Genomic DNA, 25000 nt, shown 5'->3' on the forward strand with positions numbered 1-25000 from the left:
GTAGACCGGTGGATATCAAGCAACTGCGTTTTCTCATCGCCCTGGACGAGACGCGCCACTTCGGCCAGGCGGCGGCGCGCTGTCACGTCACCCAGCCGACTCTGTCCATGCGCCTGCGCGGCCTGGAAGACGAGTTGGGGGTGGAGCTGGTACGCCGCGGGCAGCGTTTCGAGGGTTTCACCGAGGCCGGTCAGCGCATCCTCGCCTGGGCGCGTACCCTGATGGCCGCCCACGACGGTCTCTATGCCGAAGCCCAGGCCTTCCAGGGGCAACTGGTGGGTACGCTGCGGGTCGGCCTGGTGCCCCTGGCCAGCTTCGATCCCATGCCGCTGCTGCAGCACCTGCGCCTGTTGCACCCCAAGCTGCATTTCCAGCTGCAGGTGCTGAGCACCGAGCGCATCCTCGAAGCCGTGGCCAGCAATCGCCTGGAGCTGGGCATCTCCTACCTGGAACACCTGGATCCGACGCGCTTCGACAGCCTTACCCTTACCGAGACGCGCATGGGCCTGCTCTATGACGAGCGCCATTTCAGCTTCGACCAGGCCGCGCTGGACTGGCAGGCGGTGGCCGGGTTGCCGCTCGGTCTGCTGACCGGCGCCATGCATTTTCGCCAGTCGGTGGATCACGGCTTTCGCAGCCTGGGCCTGACGCCGCAGCCGGTGCTGGAGACCGATGCGGTCTATCTGCTCTTGCAGGCGGTCAATGCCGGACTCTGCTGCGCCGTGGTACCCCTGGCCGGCGGCTTCGATCGCCTTACGCCCCATGCGCGGCTGATTCCCATCGACACGGCCCGCACCCTGACGCCCCTGGGCCTGCTCATTCGTCGGACCGAGCCCCGACTGGCGGTCGCCGATGCCTGTTTCCAGGCGGTCAAGGCGCTCTACGCCGAGAGTGATAGATAGCGTTTATCAAGGCATCGGTCATAGCGATTAGACGCCCCGGGATGTGCTGGTTAATCTTTGATCTGTGTCAAACCGCCGCAGGTCGTTTTCGCCCATGTCCCAGCAATCGCCAGACCTCGTTGCCGCGCCTCCTGCCGGCTATGCCTTCGCCGAGCTGGAGCAGCCTACCGTGCGGGGCGAACAGCCGCTGGCCGAAGAGGTGGCGTTGGCCATCGCCTACAACGGCATCAGCCATGCGGTGATGATGGCGACGCCGGCCGACGTGGAAGACTACGTGGTCGGTTTCAGCCTCAGCGCCGGCATCGTCGATGCCATCGACGACATCTATGGCATCCAGGTGCGGCGTGTGGGCGAGGCGCTCAATGTCGACGTCGAGATCAGCAGCCGCACCTTCTGGGCGCTCAAGCAGCAGCGTCGGCAACTGGCCGGCACCAGCGGTTGCGGCCTGTGCGGGGTCGAGGCCCTGGAGCAGGCGCTGCCGCAGCTGGATCGACTGCGCAAGGTGCGGCTGCCCCCGGCGCCCATCTGCATGACCTGCGCCAGCGGATCGACGCCGCCCAGGATCTTGGGCAACGCAGCGGGGCGGTACATGCCGCGCTGTTCATCGACGCTCAGGGCGAGCTGACCCTGTGCCGCGAAGACATCGGCCGCCACAACGCCCTGGACAAGCTGATCGGCGCCCTGCTGCGCCAGCGCCAGCCGGTGCGCGAGGGCTGCGTGGTGGTCACCAGTCGCTGCAGCCTCGAACTCATCCACAAGGCGGTGCGTGCCGGACTCGCCACCCTCATCACCCTGTCGGCCCCCACCGGGCTGGCGGTGGAGTGGGCGCGCCGTCATCGTCTCAACCTGATCCACCTGCCACACCGGTCGCCGCCGCGGGTCTATGCCCCGGCGCCGGTAGCCCCTTGATCCCACGGGAATCGCCATGAACAAACCTCAGCAGTCCTTCAAACCCTATCAAGGCCCCGCCGCCGGCTGGGGCGCCCTGAAGAGCGTGGTGCACTTCTGGCTCGACAGCGGCAACGCCTTCAAGAATCTGCGGACCCTGCTCAAGACCAACCAGGACCACGGTTTCGACTGCCCCGGCTGCGCCTGGGGCGAGGCGCCGGAAAACGGCCTGGTGAAGTTCTGCGAGAACGGCGCCAAGGCGGTCAACTGGGAGGCCACCAAGCGCCGCGTCGATGCCGCCTTCTTCGCCCGCCACAGCGTGACCTCGCTGCTGGAGCAGAGCGACTACTGGCTCGAATACCAGGGCCGGCTGACCGAACCGCTGCGCTATGACGCGGCCACCGATCGCTATGTGCCCATCGCCTGGGACGCCGCCTTCGCGCTGATCGCCAAGGAGCTCAAGGCCCTGGCCAGCCCCGACGAAGCCGAGTTCTATACCTCGGGTCGCGCCAGCAACGAGGCGGCCTTCCTTTACCAGCTGTTCGTGCGCGCCTATGGCACCAACAACTTCCCCGACTGCTCGAACATGTGCCACGAGGCCAGCGGCGTCGGCCTGGGCCGCAGCATCGGCGTCGGCAAGGGCACCGTGACCTATCACGACCTGGACGAGGCGGATGCCATCTTCGTCATCGGCCAGAACCCCGGCACCAACCATCCGCGCATGATCGAGACCCTGCGCAACGCGGTGAAGCGCGGCGCCCAGGTGGTCTGCTTCAACCCGCTCAAGGAGCGGGGCCTGGAGCGCTTCCAGCATCCGCAAAGTCCGCTGGAGATGCTCACCAACGACTCGCGGCCGACCAACACCGCCTACTTCCGTCCGGCTCTGGGCGGCGACATGGCGGCGCTGCGCGGCATCGCCAAGTACCTCCTGCAGTGGGAGCGCGAAGCCGCTGCCAAGGGCGCCAAGCGGGTCTTTGATCACGACTTCATCGCCGCTCACACCCTGGGCATGGACGACTACCTGGCCCAGGTCGACGCTACCTCCTGGGAGCTGATCGAGCGCCAGTCGGGCTTGTCGCTGCACGAGATCGAACAGGCCGCGCGCATGTATGCCCGCGCCGAGAAGGTCATCATCTGCTGGGCCATGGGCATCACCCAGCACCGCCACTCGGTGGCCACGGTGCAGGAGATCGCCAACCTGCAACTGCTCTGCGGCCACATCGGCCGGCCCGGCGCCGGCCTCTGCCCGGTGCGCGGCCACAGCAACGTCCAGGGCGACCGCACCATGGGCATCGACGAGAAGGCCCCGGCCTGGCTCAGCGATGCCCTGGCCAAGCGCTTCGCCTTCGAACCGCCGCGCAATCGCGGTCACAATACCGTGGAGGCCATCGCTGCCATAGAGCAGGGCCAGGCCAAGGTGTTCATCGCCCTGGGTGGCAACTTCGCCCAGGCCACCCCGGACACCCCACGCACCCACAAGGCGCTGCGCAAGTGCCGGCTGACCGTGCACATCGCCACCAAGCTCAACCGCAGCCACCTGGTGACCGGTCAGCAGGCGCTGATCCTGCCCTGCCTAGGTCGCACCGAGATGGATGTGCAGAAGGGCGGCAAGCAGGCCATCACCGTGGAAGACAGCTTCAGCATGGTGCATGCCTCCGCCGGCATCCTGCGGCCGCTGTCGGCGCAGATGAAGTCCGAGCCGGCCATCGTCGCCGGTCTGGCCAAGGCCGTGCTGGGTAACCATCCGGTGGATTGGGACTGGCTGATCGAGGACTACGACCGCATCCGCGACCTGATCGCCGACGTCATCCCCGGCTTCCAGGACTTCAATGCCCGCCTGGCCGCCCCCGGTGGCTTCTACCTGGGCAACAAGGCCGGTCGCCGGGAGTGGAATACCGCCACTGGCAAGGCCAATTTCGCCGCCAATGCGCTGCTGCATGACCTGCTGCCGGACGCGGTCCGCCGCCAGGGCATCAAGCCGGACCTGATCCTGCAGACCATGAGATCCCACGACCAGTACAACACCACCATCTACAGCCTGGATGACCGCTATCGCGGCGTGAAGGGCCAGCGCGACGTGGTCTTCGTCAACCAGGCCGATCTGGATCGCCTGGGCGTGGCCGCCGGCGAGAAGGTGGATCTGGTCGCCCTGTGGGATGACGGCATCGAGCGCCGGGTCCGCGGCTTCACCGCGCTGCCGTTCGACATCCCGGTCGGCCAGGCCGCTGGCTACTACCCGGAGACCAATCCGCTGGTGCCCCTGGAGAGCTATGGCGAGGGCAGCTTCACGCCCACCTCCAAGTTCGTCGCCATCAAGGTCGAGAAGGCCAGCGCCGGCAACCGCATCGCCTCGGTGGCCTGACCGGGGTAGGCTGTCCTATGGGAAAGTCTGTACAAAGTCTCGCGAGCTAGAGCCAAACGAGACGAAAAGGGCTGAGGAAGCGGAGTTTACGACTGGTAAATGAGATCCGAAGCCTTTCCAACGCCGTTTGGCCAACGCATAGCAGCCTTTCAACAGGCTCCGAGGGGAGGGCAGCGATGCAACGCATCGCCACCTGGCTCGGCGAGGATCCGGTCCGCTGCCAGCTGCTTGCCGTTCTTGCGGGATTACAACTGCCCGATGCCTGGCTGGCGGCCGGCTTCGTGCGCAATCTGGTCTGGGATCGGCTGCACGGCTATACCGTGCCGACACCGCTGGTAGATCTGGATGTCATCTATTTCGATGTGACCGACTGCCGGCCCGAACGGGACAGGGCCATCGAGATGGCCCTGGCGGAGCGGGCGCCGGGGTGGCCCTGGTCGGTGCGCAACCAGGCTGCCATGCATCTACGCAACGACGATGCACCCTATGCCGATAGCCTGGATGCCATGCGTTTCTGGGTCGAGGTGGAGTCCGCGCTGGCCGCGCGCCTCACCGAGACGGGCGAACTCGAGGTGGTCAGCCCCTTCGTCCAGGATGGGCTCTTCGCCTTGCACTTGACGCCGAATCCCTGGCGGCCCCGGCTCGACGCCTTTCGCCAGCGCCTGTCGAGCAAAGGCTGGCTGACGCGCTGGCCGCGCTTGCACGTGCAGAAGCCTGGGTTTGCCGAGCGGGATTGATGGCAAACGCCGAAGCGGGTGGCGAACTGCTTCGGCGCTGGCGTCAGACCTTGAAGCGTGCGGTTAGCTCCTGCAGTTGCAGGCTCAGGCGGGCCAGCTCGGTACTGGAGCCGGCGGTTTCCTCGGTGGCGGCGGCGGTGTGGTCGGCGACCTCATGAACCTTGACCACGCTGCGACTGATGTTCTCACCCGCCGCGCTCTGCTGCTCGACGGCAGCCGCGATCTGCTCGTTCATGGCCTCGATTTCGCCCACCGCGCTACTGACACTGGCCAGTACCACGCCGGCTTGGCGGGTCAGGCCGACACTGTCGCCGGTCAACTGGATGTTGCGCTCCAGCGCCTCGCTCATCTTGTCGGTGCTGCCATGCAGGCTGGTGATCAGGCTGGCGATTTCATCAGTGGAAGAGCGGGTGCGCTGCGCCAGCCCGCGTACCTCGTCGGCCACCACGGCAAAGCCACGACCTGCCTCGCCGGCACGGGCCGCCTCGATGGCCGCATTGAGCGCCAGCAGATTGGTCTGTTCGGCGACAGCCTTGATCACGTCCAGCACGCCGCCGATGCGGTCGGCGTCCTGCTTGAGCAGCTCCATGGTCACCTGGGTACTGTCCACTTCCTGCGCCAGGGTTTCGATCTGGGTGGCGACCTGGTTGACCATCTCATCGCCTTCGCGAGTCTTGAGCGTGGCCTCGCGGGCGGTCATGGAGGCCTGCTCGGCATTGCGGGCCACCTCGCCAATGGTGGCGGTCATCTGCTGCATGGCGGTGGCGATCTGCTCGGTCTCCACCTTTTGCGCCGTGGCGCCCGCCCGCGTCTGCTGGGTGATGGCGGAGAGCTCTTCAGCGGCGCTGGCGACCTGGACGACGCCGTCTTTCTGCTCGCGGATAAGCTCGCGCAGATTGACGATCATGCGTTGCATGGCCGCCTGCAGGAGGCCGAGTTCGTCCTTGCGGTCGGCCTGGGTCTCGACGGTCAGGTCGCCCGCGGCGATCCGTTCCACGGTGCCGAGGGTCTGGCGCAGTGGCGTCACGATGGAGCGGGTGATGATCCAGGCGGCGACCAGGCTCAGCAGCACCGCCAGGAGCAGGCCGCCAAAGAGCATCAGCTTGGCATCGCGGATATCGCCGAGACGGAACTGGTTCTGCACCTGCTTCATCTCGTCGGCGGTCTTGAGCAGCGCCAGGATGCGCTGGTCCAGGCCGTCGTCGGCTTGTTCGAACTGCTTCTGAATGGTGAACAGCTGCTGTATCTGGCGCTGATACTGGTCGAAGAGTTCTGGCAGTCGCTGCAGGCTCGTGGTCGAGGCGCTGCTGGCCGGCAGAGTCTTGAGTACGGCACCGACCTTGCCCAGTGAGGTCTGCAGGGCTTCCTGCTGCGGGCCGGCGGATTTAAGCACATAGACGCGGAAGTCGATTCGCAGTTTTTGCAGGGCCGCCAGCAGGGACGAGAATTGCACGCCGCCATGGTCGATCTGGCTATCCAGCGCGCTGGAGGCGTCTTGAAGCTGCTTGTCTAGCGTATCGCCAGTCTCTCTTATGCTCTGGATGGTGGCATCGCGGTCCTGGGTCACCTTCAGCGTCTGCTGATAGAGGTCACGATACTCCTGGAGGGTTTGCTCGGTGCGGGCGAGCAGCGCCTGGCTCTGGGGGCGTCGAAACAGCGGGCGAGCTTCCTGCAGTTGCTTTTCGAGGGCGTCGATGGAGAGCTTCCAGCGATTGGCCTGCTCCGTTTCCGGCAGTAGGGCGAAGGCCCCGCGGGCATTGCGCATGTCGCGAGTGAGCAGGCCGATCTGGGTGAACTGCTCGATGAGATTGCCGCGCCGGCCCAAGGCCTGGATGCCAGACCAGCCTGCGTAGGCAATGGCCAGTGTGAGGATGATCAAGGCGGTGAAACCGGAAAAAAGCTTTGTACGAACACTCATATTGTGCAACTGCATGGATGCTATTCCTGATGTTCGGAAAAATGTTCCGGAGCCAAGGGAAAGAAAAAGGGAAAGATCTTAAACCAGCTGGAAAGGCTCTGGGATGAGCATTTTCCGCTTCGAAGAAGATGCGCCAAATTGGTAAATCTATTTATGGAGTGTCCCTTCAAGCTCTGCCTGGAGGCTTGGCCGACCACCGTTTGCAAGAAAAGCCTTTTTGTTTCAGCTATAGCGAGACTCGAGCATTATTTGGCGAAGTTGATAAAAGTAAAAAGCTAAAAGTTTATCCTTGCTATTAGTCTGTCTTTATATGAAGAAAGTAGGTTAAGTAATTTTTCTGAAAAAATGGCTTGCAGGGTGGGGTGTAAAAAGACCGCATAAGGAGAGTGCCAAGGTCGATGCAGGCTGCCGGGGCGGCGGAGAATGCGCAGTCCGTGGCGCGCTGGGTCGCAAGGGGGTGGCTCGAGGATGAGCGAGCCGGCACTCGGCGAACCCTGGAATGCCGCTAGACTCCATAGAAAGGTCATTCGCTTTCCCTCTCTGGCAAGGAATCCCCATGTCCACCACGGAGCGTCGCCGCGCCTTCCTTCAGCATCCGGGTTTTTCGCGGCTGTTCGCACCCGGTCGCCTGACCCTGGGCTTCCTGCTACCGCTGGAGGGCTATCCCGATGATCCCATGCCGACCCTGCGCGACCATGCGCGTCTGGCGCGGCTGGCCGACCAATTGGGCTTCGCTGCGCTCTGGGCACGCGACGTGCCCTTCTATGATCCTGGTTTCAACGACGCCGGCCAGGTATTCGAACCCTTCACCTATCTCGGCTATCTGGCCGGCATCACCCAGCACCTGACCCTGGCCACTGGCAGCGCCGTCATCACCCTGCGGCATCCCCTGCACTTGGCCAAGATGGCGGCCTCGGTCGATCAGTTGAGCGATGGTCGCCTGGTGTTGGGAGTAGCCTCCGGCGATCGCCCGGTGGAATACCCGGCGTTTGGCCTGGAAGGCGAGTTCGAGCGACGGGGCGAGCGCTTTCGCGATGCCTTCGAGATGTTCCGGCTGGCCGGCGAAACCAATTTTCCCCTGGCTGAATTCCGCCGTTTCGGCGATCTGCAGGGGCTGGCCGATCTGGTGCCCAAACCGGTGCACGGTCGCATCCCGGCGTTGGTGACCGGGCGCAGTCGGCAAACGGTGGACTGGATCGCCGCCAAGGCCGATGGCTGGTTCTATTACTTCGTGCCTGCCGAGCATGTCCCGGCGCTGACGCGGGTCTGGCGCGAGGCGCTGAACGAGATCGGCGGGCGCGAATTGTTCAAGCCCTTCGCTCAGGGCCTGTTCTTCGAGCTGGCCAGTGATCCGGACCAACCCCCACGGCCCATCCATGCCGGCCTGTCCTGTGGGCGGCGAGCGCTGGTGGACTATCTCACCCAATTGCAGGAGGCGGGCGTCAATCACCTGGCGCTCAATCTGCGTCCCTCGCGCCGTCCGGCCAGCGAAGTCGTCCAGGAGCTGGGCGAGTTCGTGCTGCCGTACTTTCCGTCCCTGCAGTGAAAGGCCCGGCCCCGTGTGAAGCCAGGTAACACTTGCCTGGCTAACGACTTTCCCAAGTCGTCATTCGAATGCGCGATTCCTCTGTGGCGGGGGTTCGACCAGGTCGCAACCCTTGGCCTGATCTCTGCATAGTTTTGCGATCTGTTACCTTGCCATTGGTGCAACCAGATCGACGGTAGAACCTGCCGGGTTGCACTTGGTTGCACTTTTCTTTCGAGCGGCGCTAAGCTGCGCCGAATTTCGATGCCTTCTTGCTTGAGGACCTGCGCATGGCCACCACTACCACCCTGGGCGTAAAGCTCGACGAAGCCACTCGCGATCGCCTCAAGGAAGCGGCTCGCCGTATCGATCGGACGCCCCATTGGCTGATCAAGCAGGCTATCTTCACCTATCTGGAAACCCTGGAAAGCGGTGCGACCCTGGCCGATCTGCAGGGTATCGCCCAGCGGCTGGCCGAGGGGGACAACGAGGCGGTGGAAGCCCTGGCCGATCCGGTCTATCAGCCCTTCCTGGAATTCGCTGAAAGCATCCTGCCGCAATCGGTCCTGCGCTCGGCCATCACCGCCGCCTATCGCCGCCCAGAAGAAGAGCTGCTGCCGCTGCTGCTGGAGCAGGCGCGCCTGCCCGCTGCCCAGGCCAAGGCCACCCACGAGCTGGCCCACCGCATCGCCGAGAAGCTTCGCAACGCCAAGGGTGCAACCGGGCGCTCCGGGATGGTGCAGAGTCTGCTCCGTGAGTTCTCACTGTCGTCCCAGGAAGGCGTGGCCCTGATGTGCCTGGCCGAAGCCCTGCTGCGCATCCCCGACAAGGGCACCCGCGATGCCTTGATCCGCGACAAGATCAGCACCGGCAACTGGCAGCCGCACCTGGGCAACAGCCCCTCGTTGTTCGTCAACGCTGCCACCTGGGGCCTGCTGCTGACCGGCCGCCTGGTCTCGACCCATAACGAAGCCGGCCTCACCAGTTCGCTCAATCGCCTCATCGGCAAGAGCGGCGAGCCGGTGATCCGCAAGGGCGTGGACATGGCCATGCGCCTGATGGGCGAGCAGTTCGTCACCGGCGAGACCATCGCCGAGGCCCTGGCCAACGCCAGCAAGTTCGAGGCGAAGGGCTTCCGCTACAGCTACGACATGCTGGGCGAAGCGGCCCTGACCGAGGCCGACGCCCGTCGCTACCTGGCCTCCTACGAGCAGGCCATCCACTCCATCGGCAAGGCCTCCCACGGCCGTGGCATCTACGAAGGCCCGGGCATCTCCATCAAGCTGTCGGCGCTGCATCCGCGCTACAGCCGCGCCCAGTACGACCGGGTGATGAGCGAGCTCTATCCGCGCCTGCTGGAGCTGACTCTGCTGGCCAAGCGCTACGACATCGGCCTGAACATCGACGCCGAGGAAGCCGATCGCCTGGAGATCTCTCTGGATCTCTTGGAGCGCCTGTCCTTCGAACCGCAACTGGCCGGCTGGAACGGTATCGGCTTCGTCATCCAGGCCTACCAGAAGCGCTGCCCGCTGGTGATCGACTATCTGATCGACCTGGCCCGGCGCAGCCGTCGCCGCCTGATGATCCGCCTGGTCAAGGGCGCCTACTGGGACAGCGAGATCAAGCGCGCCCAGGTGGAAGGCCTGGAGGGCTATCCGGTCTACACCCGCAAGGTCTACACCGACGTGGCCTACCTGGCCTGCGCCCGCAAGCTCCTGGCGGCGCCGGAATCCATCTATCCGCAATTCGCCACCCACAACGCCCACACCCTGGCCGCCATCTACCAGCTTGGCGGGCAGAACTACTACCCCGGCCAGTACGAATTCCAGTGCCTGCACGGCATGGGCGAGCCGCTGTACGAGCAGGTGGTGGGCAGCGTCAAGGACGGCAAGCTGGCGCGGCCGTGCCGCATCTATGCCCCGGTGGGCACCCACGAGACGCTGCTGGCCTACCTGGTCCGCCGCCTGCTGGAAAACGGCGCCAACACCTCCTTCGTCAACCGCATCGCCGACCACTCCATCTCCCTGGACGAGCTGGTGGCCGATCCGGTGGTGCAGATCGAGCAGCAGTCCACCAGCGAAGGCGCCATCGGCCTGCCGCATCCGCGCATTCCTCACCCCAGCGCCCTCTACGGCGCCGAGCGCTGCAATTCCAGCGGTCTGGACCTGTCCAGCGAACACCGCCTGGGTTCGCTGTCCGCGGCGCTGCTGGCCAGTGGCAACACCGCCTGGGAAGCCCGCCCGCTGCTGGGTCGCGCCAGCGAGCCGTCGATTGCGCAACCGGTGCTCAATCCGGCCGATCGCCGCGATCGCGTCGGCCAGGTCAGCAACGCCACCCGCGCCGATGTCGACATCGCCCTGGAAGAAGCCCTGGCCGCCGCGCCCATCTGGCAATCTACCCCGCCCGAGCAGCGCGCCGCGGCCCTGGATCGCGCCGCCGAATTGATGGAGGCGCAGATCCAGCCGCTGATGGGCCTGCTGGTGCGCGAAGCCGGCAAGACCTACGCCAACGCCATCGCCGAGGTGCGCGAGGCGGTGGACTTCCTGCGCTACTACGCCGCCCTGGTGCGTCGCGACTTCGCCAACGATAGCCACCGCCCGCTGGGTCCGGTGGTCTGCATCAGCCCCTGGAACTTCCCCCTGGCCATCTTCAGCGGCCAGATCGCCGCGGCCCTGGCCGCCGGCAACACCGTGCTGGCCAAGCCGGCCGAGCAGACCCCGCTGATCGCCGCCCAGGCCGTGCGTATCCTGCTGGAAGCCGGCATCCCCGAAGGCGTGCTGCAACTGCTGCCGGGCGAGGGCTCCACCATCGGCGCCGCCCTGGTCAACGATGTGCGGGTCAAGGGCGTGATGTTCACCGGCTCCACCGAAGTGGCCCAGATCCTGGCGCGCAACATCGCCGGACGCCTGGACGCCCAGGGCCGGCCGATCCCGCTGATCGCCGAGACCGGTGGCCAGAACGCCATGATCGTCGACTCCTCGGCCCTAGCCGAGCAGGTGGTGGCCGACGTGGTCGCCTCCGCCTTCGACAGCGCCGGTCAGCGCTGCTCGGCCCTGCGCGTGCTCTGCGTGCAGGAAGACGTGGCCGATCGCGTGCTGGAAATGCTCAAGGGCGCCATGGCCGAATGCCGACTGGGCAACCCGGAGAATCTGGCCATCGACATCGGTCCGGTGATCGATGGCGAGGCCAAGGCCACCATCGACAAGCACATCCAGACCCTGAGAGGTAAAGGTCGTCGGGTGCACCAGGGCGGACGCGTGGAGGGCGATGCCATCCACCGTGGCACCTTCGTCATGCCCACCCTGATCGAGCTGGATAGCCTGGCCGAGCTGGGGCGCGAGGTCTTCGGTCCGGTGCTGCACGTGGTGCGCTACGCTCGCAAGGACCTGGACAAGGTTATCGACCAGATCAATGCCACCGGCTATGGCCTGACCTTCGGCGTGCATACCCGTATCGACGAGACCATCGCCAAGGTGGTGGAGCGCGCCCATGCCGGCAACCTCTACGTCAACCGCAACATGGTCGGCGCGGTGGTCGGGGTGCAGCCCTTCGGTGGCGAAGGCCTCTCGGGTACCGGTCCCAAGGCCGGTGGCCCGCTGTATCTCTACCGCCTGCTCAGCACCCGTCCGGATGGCGATCCGGCCGTGGCCCTGGCCAAGGGCAGTACCGGCGAGACTGAATGGCAGGTGCGCGATGCCCTGCGTCAACAGGCCGGCAATCCGCTGGGCGCTCTGCATGACTGGGCCAAGCAGCAGGGCCTGGGCGAGTTGGAGCAGGCCTGCCTGAGATTCGCCGAGGAGTCCCTGAGCGGCCTGACCCGCCTGCTGCCCGGCCCGACGGGCGAGCGCAACAGCTACAGCCTGCTGCCGCGCAGCCAGGTACTGTGCCTGGCGGCGGACGAAAGCGATCTGCTGCTACAGCTGGCGGCGGTCATGGCGGTGGGTAGCACCGCGCTGGTCGAGGAGGCGCACAAGGCCACCCTGAATCGTCTGCCGCAAGCCATGCGGTCGCGGGTGCAGGCCACCGCCGACTGGCGCAAGGATGAGGTCGCCTTCGAGGCGGTCCTGCACCACGGTGACTCCGACCAGCTGCGCCAGATCTGCCAGTTGGTAGCCAAGCGCAACGGCCCCATCGTCGGCGTCCAGGGCCTGGCCCGCGGCGAGACCGCCATTCCGCTGGAGCGCCTGCTCATCGAGCGCGCCCTGAGCGTGAATACGGCAGCGGCCGGCGGCAATGCCAGTCTGATGACGATCGGCTAAGAAGTATCGGGCTGCGAAAGCGCGTAGCCTGAGCGCAACGAAAAGCCCAGCACGTGAATGCTGGGCTTTTTACCTTCCGGGCGGTCGCAGCCTTGTCCGTAGCACGGACAGCTCGTAGGTTGGGTTGAGCGCAGCGATGCCCAACAGTCAGCCTTGCCGTTGGGCTTCGACGGTGAAGCTGTCTCAGCTCGGTTACCCGTAGATTGGATCGAGCGTTGCAAAAAAGCCCAGCACTTCAATGCTGGGCTTTTCGTTTTCCGGAAGGCAGTGGTATGGACCAGGCTTCAACGTTTTCTACGCTTGGTTTGATCCACTTTCAGTACTGCGCCCCGTACCCCTCCGGCTCCACCGGAAAGCCGCCGTCGTTGGCGGCGATCAGCTTGTTCAGGCGCACCGGAATGGCCTTGGCCGCCGGTACCTTGCTGCCTTCGGCGTGGTGCCAGAGCGGAATCAGGGCATTGCATTCCGGGTAATAGCCACCGCAGGCGCCTTCCGGGATGTTGTAGGGCGTGACCCGCAGCGGCCCTACCTCACGACGCACGCCGTCGTCGGCCACCGTCGACACCTGCACCTTGTCGCCCTCGGCCAGGCCCAGGCGTTCGATGTCGTTGCGATTCATCAGGAGCACCGCGCGGGTGCCCTTCACGCCGCGGAAACGATCATGATAGCCATAAATGGTGGTGTTGAACTGGTCGTTGCTGCGCAACGTCATCAGGGTGAGGACGTCACGCCCGCTGGCAGGCATGTCCGGATCTGCATCCAGGCTGCGCGGCACGATGAGATTGGCCTTGCCAGTCTCGGTCTTCCACTCGCGCTTGGCCGCCGGCAGCGGTCGATGGAAGCCGCCCACCTCCCACATTCTGGCATTGAAGTCGTGGAAGATCTCCGGGAAGGAGAGGGCGATCTCGTCGCGGATCAGCGCATAGTCGGCCACCCAGGCATCCCAGGTGACCTTGGGGTTGTCTGGCAGGGTGGCCTTGGCCAGGCCAGCGACGATGGCCGACTCGGACAGCAGGTCACCTTCAGGCGGCTCGGCCACGCCGCGCCAGCCGTGAATGCAGCCGGTGCTGTCCTCGGTGCTGTGAGCCTGCTCCACGCCATTCTGGCGATCGATTTCGGTACGACCCAGGCAGGGCAGCAGATAGGCCTTGTCCGCCGGGACGAGGTGATTGCGATTGAGCTTGGTGGCGATCTGTACCGACAGGCGCAGGGTGCGCCAGGCCGGTTCCATCAGACTGGTCTCGGGAATGGCGCGCAGGAAGTTGCCACCCAGGCCGATGAAGGCCTTTACCGAACCATCGAGGATGCCTTCGCAGGCCTCCACGGTGTTGCGGCCCTTGTCCTGCGGCGGGGTGAAGCCGAAGCGCTCGCCGAGCTGCTCCAGCGGCGCCAGTTCCGGTTTCTCGGTGATGCCCACGGTGCGCTGACCCTGGACATTGGAATGGCCGCGCACCGGGCAGATGCCGGCACCGGGTTTGCCGATGTTGCCGCGCATGAGCAGCAGGTTGGTCAGCATCTGGATGGTTTCCACACCATGGCGATGCTGGGTCAGCCCCATGCCATAGATGCCGATGACCTTCTGGCGACGGCCATAGACGGCGGCAGCCGCTTCCAGCGCGCTGCGGGTCAGACCCGACTGGCGCTCCAGTTGCGGCCATTCCTGACGCTGCAGCCACTCGCAGAACTCGGCGAAACCATGGCAGTGCTCGGCGATGAAGGCATGGTCGAGCACGGCGGGCTGGCCCTGCTCGCGAGCCAGGTCATCGGCGGTCAGCAGCGCCTTGCACATACCGGTGAGGGCGGCGATGTCGCCACCCGGCTTGAGCTGATGGTACTGGGTGCTGATCTGCGTGGGGTGATCGGTCAGCATCTCCACTGGCGACTGCGGATTGACGAAGGTCTCCAGGCCACGCTCGCGCAGGGGGTTGAAGGTGATGATGGGCGCGCCGCGTTTGCGTGCTTCCTGCAGGTCATGCAGCATCCGCGGGCTGTTGCTGCCGGGATTCTGGCCAAAGAACAGCAGGCAGTCGGCCTGATCGAAATCGTTGAGGGTCACGGTGCCCACGGTCACGCCGATGCTCTTGGGCAGAGCCACCGAAGTGCTCTCGTGGCACATGTTGGAACTGTCCGGCAGATTGTTGGTGCCGTACAGGCGGGCATAGAGCTGATAGAGGTAGGAGGTCTCCAGCGCCGCGCGACCCGAGGCGTAGAAGATCACCGAATCCGGATCCAGTGCCTTGAGCTCGGCGCCGATGTCGGCGAAGGCTTCAGCCCAGCTCACCGGCCGATAGCGATCACTGGCGGCGTCGTAGCGCAGGGGGTGGGTGAGGCGTCCGACTTCTTCCAGATCGTAGTCGCGCCAGCCGCGCAGTTCGGTGAGGGAATGACCGGCAAAGAACTCCGGTCCGCACCTCTTGCTGGTGACCTCCCAGGCGGTGGCCTTGGCGCCGTTCTCGCAGAATTCCAGTGGGTGAGGCTTGCCCGGCTTGGCCCAGGCGCAACTCACGCAGGCGAAGCCGCCATGCTTGTTCTGCCGGGTCAGCAGGGCACCGGATTTGAGCGGCACCCGCTCGCGCAAGACGATCTCGGTCACCGAGCGCGCCGAGCCCCAACCACCGGAGGGCGCGTCGTAGCGTTCAACCTTGGGTTTGCCGATCTTGCTCATGGTGCGCCTCGTGTGACGGTCTGGCGATGTGCCTGTAGGTCTCTGGCGATGTGCCTGTAGGTCATGGGACGGCGCGTCTGGCAGTAAGGTTCTGGCGGTCAGCCAGGCGGTGCGGCGAAGCCCAGCTGACGCCAGCCTTCGTAGACGGCCACGGCCACGGTGTTGGACAGATTGAGGCTGCGGCGATTGGGCAGCATGGGCAGGCGCAGCCGCTGTTCGGGTGGCAGGGACTCCAGCACCTCAGCCGGCAGACCGCGACTTTCCGGGCCGAACAGCAGGGCATCGCCCGGCGCGTAGGCGATCTCGGTGAAGGGACGGCTGGCCTTGGTGGTGAAGGCCAGCAGTCGGGGTGGCTGCAAATCTGCTATACAGGCCGCGAGGCTGGCATGGGTCCGCACGCTGGACCACTCGTGGTAGTCCAAGCCGGCGCGGCGCAATTTCTTGTCGTCCAGCGCGAAGCCCAGCGGCTCGATCAGATGCAGGCGGCAGCCGGTGATGGCGCACAGGCGAATGACGTTGCCGGTATTGGGCGGAATTTCCGGTTGGTAGAGGATGATGTCGAACATGAAGGGCAGGGCGCCTGGCAAAGCGCCTATGGTACTGCGCCGCCGACGCGGCGTCGCGAGCGGGGCAGGGCGATGAGCCTCTGGCGCCGGCTGTTCGACTGGCTGTTGCGCGAACAGCGCGCCCGCCGGGACGAACTGGCGCGGGTGGAGGATCCCGAGCTGCTCAAGGCCGAATGGCGCGGCCAGCGCCAGCGCCTGGCCCTCTGGCTGGCCTCGGCGGCCCTGGGTGCCGGCCTGTTCGGCATGATCATCGGCCAGCTGGTGTACCAGCGCACCCATCCCGATCCCTGGTCGTCCGAGGCCCGCCGCCCGGTCATCCTGGGAGTGGACAGTCGCCAGGAAGCCGGCCGCTTCGAATTGCTCATCACCGCCGATCGCTCGCTGTTCTACGAACGCTATCGCCCCGAAGGCGCCCTCAGCCTGCGTCTGCCTCGGGCCCGCTGGGACGGTGGCGAACGCCAGGGACGGGTGGTACGACCGGGCGGCAGCTTTTCCTGGGCGGTACGCCAGGACGGACAGGACTTGAAGATTTTGCTGGTAGGCGTCGGCGGCGCCCTGCAGGCCAGCGATCGTATCGTCGAGGAAGGCGAGGACTGGGTGCTGCACATCGAGGTCCCGCTGACACCCTGAAATGCCCCGTTATCAGGCAAGAGGCTGGCTGTTTGCACCAGAGCGGAACGGGGTGGGGTGCCGGGTTGCCTTGGTGCTTCGGCTGCCATTGCCAATCCCATGGGCTTGGCCGTGGGGTGAAAAGCGCTCTAGCTTGGGGTTTGCGACTTTTCACGGACGAAAAAAGAGGCCATCACAGTGAGTGATGGCCTCGAGAAGAAAAGAGGGGATTCCCCAGCCTGCCTGTACCGAGGTCCCCAAAAGGGTAGTTACCTAGGATATTGCAGAAGGTGTGCCAAGTTTTGAGTTGGGTGGTTTTTGGGAGCGTCGTAGGTTGGGTTGAGCGCTAGTGAAGCCCAACGTTATTAGCGGTGCCTAGTCTTATTGCTGCCCTAGCTGCCCTAGCTGCCCTAGCTGCCCTAGCTGCCCTAGCTGCCCTAGCTGCCCTAGCTGCTCTAGCTACTTATCGCGGTTGCGGACGGCTCTGGTTTCGCCTAGCCGGCGACTTACTTTTCTTTGCCTGTGCAAAGAAAAGTAAGCAAAAGAAAGCACACCCCACGCTTCGGCCCTTCGCTGCGCTCCGGGTCCCCTCGCTCCGGCGCCGCTCCAGGGGCACGGCACGAAGGGGCTTCCTGCCCCTCGCGCCTTGCTCGGCGTCCTGCCTCACATCCCCCTCCACGACACCTGCACTCGGCCTCACTGACGGGGCGGGGCGCAGGCCTGAGACTCCGCTGTTCATAGGATTCGTAGCATGGAAAACCGCGCAGCGTTTTCCACTGGCGCGTAACGCCGATCCCTGTGGACAAGGCTTCGCCGTTGTCCACGCTACGGGCTATGGGCTATGGGCTATGGGCTACGGGCTACGGGCTACGGGCTACGGGTTTTTGTGGCTATTCAACCAACACTTTCAGGCTAGCGAATCGCCCCGTTCAGGAGGGCGAACGCCAGTGCCGTGGAGTGGGTCGAGCCGCATGGATGCGGCGAGAGGTCCAGTGGGCCATGGACGGCCCATCTGGACCGACCCCGGAACGGCGCTGGTGTGAGCGGACCTGGAGCGAAGCGGAAGGCCGGATGGTCGGGGCAAGCGTTTTTGCTTACTTTTGTCCGGGGCGCGCAGCCGCGACTGGCAAAAGTGAGTCGCTCGGGAGAGCGAAACAAGAAGTACCGGCAAAACTCGGTAACCGGCTAGGGCACCAATAGTCCAAAGCGTTGGGCTTCGCTTACGCTCAGCCCAACCTACGGCACCGTAGAGAACCCTCAGTCCTCCCCCTCTTCATCCGGCCCGTCCACCTTCATGCCCAGCTCCTTGATCTTGCGGGTCAGGGTGTTGCGGCCCCAGCCGAGCAGGACGGCGGCGTCGCGGCGCCGGCCGGCGGTGTGCTTGAGGGCGGTCTCGATCATGATGCGCTCGAAGGCCGGCACGGCGTTGTCCAGCAGGCTGGACTGGCCGCGGGTAAGGGCCTGGTCGGCCCATTGGCGCAGCGCCTGTTCCCAGTTCGCGGCGGGGGCGGCGTCCTGGGGCTGGTTGAGCAGCTCCGGCGGCAGGTCGTCGATCAGCACCTCGCGGCTGGAGGCCATTACCGTGATCCAGCGGCAGGTGTTCTCCAGCTGGCGCACGTTGCCCTGCCAGGGCAGGCCTTTCATGTACTCCTCGGTCTCGCTGCGCAGGGTCTTGGGCTCCACGGCCAGCTCCTGGGCGGCGCGGGCGAGGAAGTGGCGGGCGAGGGCGGGGATGTCCTCGCGGCGGTCGGCCAGGCGTGGAATGTGGATGCGGATGACATTGAGGCGGTGGAAGAGGTCTTCGCGGAACTTGCCCTCGCGCACCAGGCCTTCAAGGTTCTGGTGGGTGGCGGCGATGATGCGCACGTCCACCTTGACCGGGGTATGGCCACCGACGCGATAGAACTCGCCATCGGCCAGCACGCGCAGCAGGCGGGTCTGGGTGTCGGCCGGCATGTCGCCGATCTCGTCGAGGAACAGGGTGCCGCCATCGGCCTGCTCGAAGCGGCCGCGGCGCTGGGCGGCGGCGCCGGTGAAGGCGCCTTTCTCGTGGCCGAACAGCTCGGACTCCATCAGGTCCTTGGGGATGGCGGCCATGTTCAGGGCGATGAAGGGCGCGGCGGCGCGCGGGCTGTGGCGGTGCAGGGCGTGGGCGACCAGCTCCTTGCCGGTGCCGGATTCGCCGTTGATCAGCACCGTGATGTTGGAGTGCGAGAGGCGGCCGATGGCGCGGAACACCTCCTGCATCGCCGGCGCCTCGCCGATGATCTCGGGGGTGCGGGTCAGGTGCGCCGGCTCGGCGAAACCCTGCTGCTCCTGGGCATGCTGCCCGGCGCGCTTGACCAGGGCCACGGCCTCGTCGACATCGAAGGGCTTGGGCAGGTACTCGAAGGCGCCGCCCTGGTAGGAGGCCACGGCGCTGTCCAGGTCGGAATGGGCGGTCATGATGATGACCGGCAGGCGCGGGTGCATCTCGCGGATGCGTGACAGCAGGTCCAGGCCACTGGTCCCCGGCATGCGGATGTCCGAGATCACCACGTCCGGTTGCTGGCGACCGAGGCGGGTCATGACGCTGTCGGCGCTGTCGAAGGCGACGGTGGTCATGCCTTCCTGTTGCAGGGCTTTTTCCAGGACCCAGCGGATGGAACGGTCGTCGTCGACGATCCAGACGGTCTCCTGACGGCTCATGCGTACTCCTCGTTATTCCAGCGGCAGGAAGATGCTGAAGGCGGTGTGGCCAGGATGGCTTTCACACTCGATCAGCCCCTGGTGCTGGGTGATGATGTTCTGGGTGATGGCGAGCCCGAGGCCGGTGCCGTCGGGGCGACCGCTGACCATGGGATAGAAGATGGTTTCCTGCAGGTCCGGGGGGATGCCCGGGCCGTTGTCGGTGATCTCCACCTTGCACACCAGACGATGGCGGTGGTGGCCGATGGTGAACTGGCGCAGGGTGCGGGTTCTCAGGGTGACCCGGCCCAGGCGCAATTCGTTCTGCTGGGAGATGGCCTGCATGGCGTTGCGCACGATGTTAAGCACCGCCTGGATCATCTGCTCGCGGTCAATCATCAGATCGGGAATGCTCGGATCGTAGTCGCGCACCAGGTTGATCAGTCCCTGGCTTTCCGCTTCCACCAGGCTGCAGACCCGTTCGAGAACCTCGTGCACATTGGTGACGGCCAGCTTGGGCAGCTTGTTGGAGCCGAGCATGCGGTCGACCAGATTCCGCAGCCGATCCGCTTCCTCGATGATGACGTTGGTGTAGTCCTTGAGCGCCTCTTCCGGCAGCTCGCGGGCCAGCAGCTGGGCCGCGCCGCGGATGCCACCGAGAGGATTCTTGATCTCGTGGGCCAGGCCGCGCACCAGCAGCTTGGTGGTCTCCTGCTTGGAGAGCTGCGCCTCTTCCTTGGTGATGCGCAGCAGCCGGTCGCGCGGATGGACTTCCAGCAGCAGCAGGGTGTTGTGGCGATCCAGGATCGGGGTCACCGCATAGTCCACCGTGAGGCTGTTGCCCGAGGTGGAGATCAGCAGCGCCTCGCGCTTGGTGAAGGGATGGGCATGATCGACCGCCTGCCGCAGCGCCTGCAGGGCCTCGGGCGATTCGGTGAACAGCTCGCTGATGAACTGGCCATGGCTGCGCTGGCCACTGATGGCCAGGAGCATCTCGGCCGCCGGGTTCATGTACTCCAGGCGCAACTCCGCATCGAGCAGAATGACTGCGGTGGTGAGGTTGTCGAGCAGGAGTCGGTGAATGACGTCGGTAGGCATGAGAGGCCACAGCGCTATAGGGACGATAGGAAAATGCAAGAAGCAAACCAAGACGCCCCGAGTTAGGGCAGATGGCTGAAACGTGCACTAACAGCCGCCGCGCGACGGGCGGAACGAAACTGGATTTGTATCAAGATGGTGCACAATGAAAAAGCGCACCAAATAGGTGCGCTAGAGGAAGGGTAGCCAGGATTTCCTGGGTTCGGGCGGTTTCATGTCCAATGGGCATTCCGGCCGCTTGCCCCAGTCCTTGTCACTGCAGGGATGGGCACGGCGCTTCTGCTCCAGCGAGGGGCGGCGCAGATGGAAGGGCTGGGCCGGGGTACGCTCCAGTACGTTGCCGTCGGCGGCGAGGATCTCCGCCACCAGGCTATGGGTGCCACGATTCAGGTTGTCCAGGGGAAACACTGGACTGCGACCGACGCCGGCTTCCTTGTCATCCAGCAGCAGCCGGTAGCTGTGACCCGGCTGCAGCTCCGGTTCGCTGACCAGGCTGACGATGAGCTGCCCTTGCTGATCGATCACCGTAGCATCGGGCTCGGGTACCAGGATGCGCAGCATCTGGTAGCGGAAGGGCGCGGCCTTGGGCGTCCTGGCCGCCGGTGCGGCCGGTGTCGGACTCAGCTTGCGGGTCGGCTGGCCCTGCTGATTGAGGTTGTTGGGCACCGTGATCGGCACCTGGGTCGCCTTGACGCCCTTGGGTGGCTGGTCGGTGTAGACCCGATTGCCGTCCTTGTCGACATAGCTGTAGACCGCCGCCTGGGCGGGCAGCAGCAGGCAGAGCAGAACCAGTGCCAGGAGCGTGCGCATCAGCGAGCCGGGCTGTTGACGCTGATGCGCTGCACGGTCACGGTCTTCTCGGCACTGGTCTGGATCACCTCGCCAGTGCCGGACAGCACCTGGGCGGCGAAGCGGTGCTCACCGCGCTCCAGGTTGGCCACGCCGAAACGGGTGCTCTGACCTGGGCTGCCATAGGGCGCGCCGTCCACCAGCAGTTGCAGCGACTGCCCCGGGCCCAGGGCCGGTTCCACGGAGACCCCCACAGAGAAGGTGCCGTTGTTGGCGCGGATGGCCTCGTCGTCGGGCACATTGACTTCCAGACGGCTGAAGGCCGGGCCGGCAGGGGTCGCCGCCGCAGGCGCACTGGGGATGGGCGGCGCCGGTCGTGGATTGTCCACGGTGTTGGTGGGCGCCACCTGCACCGGCTTGGCATTGGCCGAGGGCTGATCGCTGAATACCGTGTTGCCTTCGGCATCCACCGACTTGTAGATCGCGGCCTGGGCGGAGCAGGCGAGGCAGAGCAGACAGCAGGCAAGCAGGCGAGGCATGGCGGAATCTCGGCCGGGCGATGGAGATCAAGGGTAGCAGGCGCGTCGTGTGGTCAGGTAGGCAGCTCGGCCGCTCCGCGCTGGCGTCGGTCGCGGCGGCTATTCCTACGCAAAGAAAACCCGCGCAAAGAAAAGGCCTCCCGAAGGAGGCCTCTTTCAGTTACTGCAGCGGGATCAGACGCTGTAGTACAGATCGTATTCCAGCGGGTGCACGAAGGTACGCACCTTGATCTCTTCCTCGGACTTCAGCTCGATGTAGGCATCGATGAACTCGTCGGTGAAGACGCCGCCCTTGGTCAGGAACGCACGACCGGCGTCCAGGGCTTCCAGGGCTTCCTTCAGGCTGCCGCAGACCTGGGGGATCTTCTTGCCTTCTTCCGGCGGCAGATCGTACAGGTTCTTGTCGGCGGCATCGCCGGGGTGGATCTTGTTCTGGATACCGTCCAGGCCGGCCATCAGCAGGGCGGCGAAGCACAGGTAGGGGTTGGCAGCCGGATCCGGGAAGCGGGCTTCGATGCGGCGGGCTTTCGGGCTCGACACATAGGGGATACGGATGGAGGCGGAGCGGTTACGGGCCGAGTAGGCCAGCATGACCGGGGCTTCGAAGCCGGGCACCAGACGCTTGTAGCTGTTGGTGGACGGGTTGGTGAAGCCGTTCAGTGCCTTGCCGTGCTTGATGATGCCGCCGATGAAGTACAGGGCGGTATCGGACAGGCCGGCATAGCCTTCGCCAGCGAAGGTGTTCTTGCCATCCTTGGAGATGGACATGTGCACGTGCATGCCGGAGCCGTTGTCGCCGTACAGGGGCTTGGGCATGAAGGTGGCGGTCTTGCCGTAGGCATCGGCCACGTTGTGCACGACGTACTTCAGGGTCTGGGTCTCGTCGGCCTTCTTGACCAGGGTGTTGAACTGTACACCGATCTCGTTCTGGCCAGCGGTCGCCACTTCGTGGTGGTGGACTTCCACGACCAGGCCCATCTCTTCCAGGGCGTTGCACATGGCGGTACGGATTTCGTGGTCGTGATCGACCGGCGGTACCGGGAAGTAGCCGCCCTTGACGCCCGGACGGTGGCCCTTGTTGCCGGACTCGAAGTCGGCATCGGTGTTCCAGGAGGCCTGCTCGGAGAAGATCTTGAACATGGAGCCGGAGATGTCCGACTTGAACTTCACTTCGTCGAAGATGAAGAACTCGGGCTCCGGGCCGACGAACACGGTGTCGCCGATACCGGTGGACTTCAGGTATTCCTCGGCAGCACGGGCGATACCGCGGGGGTCGCGCTCGTAGGGCTGCATGGTGGAGGGTTCGATGATGTCGCAGACCAGGATCAGGGTCGGCTCTTCGGTGAAGGGATCCAGAACGGCGGTGCTGTCGTCGGGCAGCAGGATCATGTCGGAGGCTTCGATGCCTTTCCAGCCGGCGATGGAGGAGCCGTCGAACATCTTGCCGTGGGCGAAGAAGTCTTCGTCCAGCGCGTCACGCGCCGGCATGGTGACGTGTTGCTGCTTGCCTTTGGTGTCGGTGAAGCGCAGGTCTACCCACTTCACGTCGTTTTCTTTGATCAGTTGAACAGCCTTCGACATGGTTTCCTCCAGAGGAATTTCGGCCGGGAGCGGTTGGCGGTACTCCCGGTATCAGCTGTGCCCTTGAGGGGCGCTTCCGTACTGCCTGGTCCACGACCGGCGTTCCACGAAAAGCGCCCTATGCTGGCCCAGGGGCGGCTGCCTCACAAGAGAGCAAGTTGTATGCCAGTGCCCTCAAATGGGCTGGAGGCCCTTCCTGACGCCTGTCGTGCCGTTTTCAGGCCAATCAGTGACGCATCGGCGCACCAATTTGGTGCTTCATAATTCATAACTGCACCTAAATGGCGCCTCAAGTGATTTTGTCGGCTGGATTCGAGTGCGTGATGGTTTTCAGGTATGATATTGGCCCTTTTCTTTCGCGTTACCCGCCCCCCGTTTCCCGCTCATGAAGCTCATCATCAAGGTCTTTCCGGAAATCACCATCAAGAGTCGCCCGGTGCGCAAGAATTTCATTCGCCAGCTGGTGAAGAACATTCGTGTCGTGCTGCGCGATCTGGATCCGGATGTCCGCGTGGAAGGGGTCTGGGACAACATCACCCTGGAGACCGCGCTAAGCGAGCCGCGGCTGCTGGCGGACATGAAGCAGCGCCTGGCCTGCACCCCGGGCATCGGCCAGTTCCTCGAGGTGCACGAGTATCCGCTGGGTGACTTCGAGACCATCCTGGAACTCTGCGTGCGCCACTTCGGCGAGCGGGTGCGCGGCAAGGTGTTCTCGGTGCGCTGCAAGCGCGCCGGCCGCCATGACTTCTCCTCGATGGACGTGGAGCGCCATGTCGGCGGCGGCCTGCGCGAACGCTGCGGCGGCGCCGGCATCGCCCTGAAGAATCCCGAGGTGAACGTCCGCCTGGAGATCCGCGACCAGCAGCTGTTCATCATCGACGAGCACCACGAAGGCCTGGGCGGTTATCCGCTGGGCGCCCTGGAGCAGGTGCTGGTGCTGATGTCCGGTGGCTTCGACTCCACCGTGGCCGCCTACCAGATGATGAGACGCGGGATGGTCAGCCATTTCTGCTTCTTCAATCTCGGCGGGCGGGCCCACGAACTGGGCGTGATGGAAGTGGCCCACTATCTCTGGGAGAAGTACGGGCGCTCCCAGCGCGTGCTGTTCATCAGCGTGCCCTTCGAGGAAGTGGTGGGGCAGATCCTCACCCAGTGCGACGACAGCCACATGGGCGTCATCCTCAAGCGCATGATGCTGCGCGCGGCCAGTCGCATCGCCGAGCAGCTGCAGATCGAGGCGCTGGTGACCGGCGAAGCCGTCTCCCAGGTTTCCAGCCAGACCCTGACCAATCTGGCGGTGATCGACAAGGCCACCGATACCCTGGTGCTGCGCCCGCTGCTGGCCAGCCACAAGCAGGACATCATCGACACCGCCCAGCGCATCGGCACCGCCGACTTCGCCAAGCACATGCCCGAGTACTGCGGCATCATCTCGGTGAATCCCACCACCAAGGCCAAGGCCCTGCGGGTGGAGCATGAGGAAGGCAAGTTCGACATGGCGGTGCTCGACGCCGCCCTGGAACGCGCACGCTTCATCACCGTCGACAAGGTGATCGAGGAGCTGGGCAAGGACGTGCAGGTGGAAGAGGTGGACCAGCCGCTGCCCGGGCAGATCGTGGTGGACATCCGCCATCCCGACGCCCAGGAAGACCAGCCGCTGGAACTGCCCGGCATCGAGGTGCAGGCCATGCCGTTCTTCGCGCTGAACAGCCGTTTCAAGGAACTGGACGAGAATCGTCAGTACCTTCTCTATTGCGACCGCGGGGTGATGAGCCGGCTGCACGCCCATCACCTGCTCACCGAAGGGCACGCCAATGTGCGCGTTTATCGTCCGGCCTAAGCAGCCGGGCCTGCTGGGTGGCAGTATCCGCCACCGCCCTCCCGACCTCTTCTAG

Annotated in this window: 15 protein-coding genes and 2 pseudogenes; 8 read left to right on the forward strand and 9 right to left on the reverse strand. The window is 65.0% G+C overall.

From position 1 onward, the window contains the following. Window positions 1-8 precede the first annotated feature (8 nt). The 4 genes and pseudogenes from C722_RS0104885 (at window position 9) to C722_RS0104900 (ending at window position 4889) form a co-directional block, all read left to right on the forward strand. A complete protein-coding gene (locus tag C722_RS0104885; protein ID WP_017639436.1) occupies window positions 9-902 on the forward strand; it encodes a LysR family transcriptional regulator in 894 nt (297 codons plus the stop codon). A gap of 94 nt (window positions 903-996) precedes the next feature. After that, window positions 997-1811, forward strand: a pseudogene (gene fdhD, locus C722_RS24625) (formate dehydrogenase accessory sulfurtransferase FdhD). A gap of 16 nt (window positions 1812-1827) precedes the next feature. Further along, the gene (locus C722_RS0104895) at window positions 1828-4152 is read left to right on the forward strand and encodes an FdhF/YdeP family oxidoreductase (RefSeq protein WP_017639437.1); all 2325 of its coding nucleotides are present in this window, start codon (window positions 1828-1830) and stop codon (window positions 4150-4152) included. Window positions 4153-4328: 176 nt separating this feature from the next. Continuing rightward, complete coding sequence (locus C722_RS0104900; RefSeq protein ID WP_017639438.1) at window positions 4329-4889, forward strand: nucleotidyltransferase family protein; 561 nt, start codon at window positions 4329-4331, stop codon at window positions 4887-4889. A gap of 43 nt (window positions 4890-4932) precedes the next feature. Here C722_RS0104900 and C722_RS26925 read toward each other — a convergent pair whose 3' ends face one another. Both C722_RS26925 and C722_RS26930 read right to left on the reverse strand, forming a co-directional pair. Further along, window positions 4933-5805 carry a methyl-accepting chemotaxis protein gene (locus C722_RS26925; RefSeq protein WP_371099769.1) on the reverse strand — a complete coding sequence of 291 codons (873 nt, stop codon included), beginning with the start codon at window positions 5803-5805 and terminating at the stop codon, window positions 4933-4935. Beyond that, window positions 5788-6822: pseudogene (locus tag C722_RS26930) on the reverse strand (methyl-accepting chemotaxis protein); the annotation flags it as partial. The pseudogene C722_RS26930 and the gene C722_RS26925, both read right to left, overlap by 18 nt. A 541-nt stretch (window positions 6823-7363) precedes the next feature. Here C722_RS26930 and C722_RS0104910 point away from each other — a divergent pair. Both C722_RS0104910 and putA read left to right on the forward strand, forming a co-directional pair. Further along, window positions 7364-8353 (forward strand): LLM class oxidoreductase, encoded by a 990-nt coding sequence (locus C722_RS0104910; RefSeq protein ID WP_017639440.1) that lies wholly within the window; start codon window positions 7364-7366, stop codon window positions 8351-8353. Window positions 8354-8622: 269 nt separating this feature from the next. Beyond that, entirely contained in the window at window positions 8623-12591 is a 3969-nt protein-coding gene (gene putA, locus C722_RS0104915; RefSeq protein WP_017639441.1) for a trifunctional transcriptional regulator/proline dehydrogenase/L-glutamate gamma-semialdehyde dehydrogenase, read from the forward strand. A 316-nt stretch (window positions 12592-12907) separates the two neighbouring features. Here the strand turns inward: putA and C722_RS0104920 are convergent, their stop codons facing one another. After that, window positions 12908-15256, reverse strand: a complete 2349-nt coding sequence (locus C722_RS0104920; protein WP_017639442.1) for an FdhF/YdeP family oxidoreductase — start codon at window positions 15254-15256, stop codon at window positions 12908-12910. Between the two features lie 98 nt (window positions 15257-15354). Then, window positions 15355-15822 (reverse strand): tRNA (cytidine(34)-2'-O)-methyltransferase, encoded by a 468-nt coding sequence (locus C722_RS0104925; protein WP_017639443.1) that lies wholly within the window; start codon window positions 15820-15822, stop codon window positions 15355-15357. A gap of 72 nt (window positions 15823-15894) precedes the next feature. Between C722_RS0104925 and C722_RS0104930 the strand changes: the two genes are divergently transcribed. Next, the gene (locus C722_RS0104930) at window positions 15895-16452 is read left to right on the forward strand and encodes a hypothetical protein (protein WP_017639444.1); all 558 of its coding nucleotides are present in this window, start codon (window positions 15895-15897) and stop codon (window positions 16450-16452) included. A gap of 1236 nt (window positions 16453-17688) precedes the next feature. Here C722_RS0104930 and ntrC read toward each other — a convergent pair. The 5 genes from ntrC to glnA all read right to left on the reverse strand — a co-directional run bounded on the left by ntrC (window position 17689) and on the right by glnA (window position 23105). After that, window positions 17689-19119: a nitrogen regulation protein NR(I) gene (gene ntrC / locus C722_RS0104935; protein ID WP_017639445.1), complete on the reverse strand. Its 1431-nt coding sequence runs from the start codon at window positions 19117-19119 to the stop codon at window positions 17689-17691. A 12-nt stretch (window positions 19120-19131) separates the two neighbouring features. Then, window positions 19132-20196, reverse strand: coding sequence for a nitrogen regulation protein NR(II) (gene glnL, locus C722_RS0104940; protein ID WP_017639446.1), 1065 nt, complete (start codon window positions 20194-20196; stop codon window positions 19132-19134). Between the two features lie 171 nt (window positions 20197-20367). Further along, window positions 20368-21006: a DUF4124 domain-containing protein gene (locus tag C722_RS0104945; RefSeq protein WP_017639447.1), complete on the reverse strand. Its 639-nt coding sequence runs from the start codon at window positions 21004-21006 to the stop codon at window positions 20368-20370. After that, window positions 21006-21524: a DUF4124 domain-containing protein gene (locus tag C722_RS0104950; RefSeq protein ID WP_017639448.1), complete on the reverse strand. Its 519-nt coding sequence runs from the start codon at window positions 21522-21524 to the stop codon at window positions 21006-21008. The genes C722_RS0104945 and C722_RS0104950 overlap by 1 nt, the downstream gene beginning before the upstream one ends. A 174-nt stretch (window positions 21525-21698) precedes the next feature. Continuing rightward, window positions 21699-23105 (reverse strand): glutamate--ammonia ligase, encoded by a 1407-nt coding sequence (gene glnA, locus C722_RS0104955; protein WP_017639449.1) that lies wholly within the window; start codon window positions 23103-23105, stop codon window positions 21699-21701. 385 nt (window positions 23106-23490) lie between these two features. Between glnA and thiI the strand changes: the two genes are divergently transcribed. Further along, window positions 23491-24945, forward strand: a complete 1455-nt coding sequence (thiI, locus tag C722_RS0104960) for a tRNA uracil 4-sulfurtransferase ThiI (protein WP_017639450.1) — start codon at window positions 23491-23493, stop codon at window positions 24943-24945. The last annotated feature ends 55 nt before the right edge of the window (window positions 24946-25000 follow it).

This window comes from Pseudomonas sp. 313, from assembly GCF_000316965.1.
Classification (GTDB): Bacteria; Pseudomonadota; Gammaproteobacteria; order Pseudomonadales; family Pseudomonadaceae; genus Chryseomonas; species Chryseomonas benzopyrenica.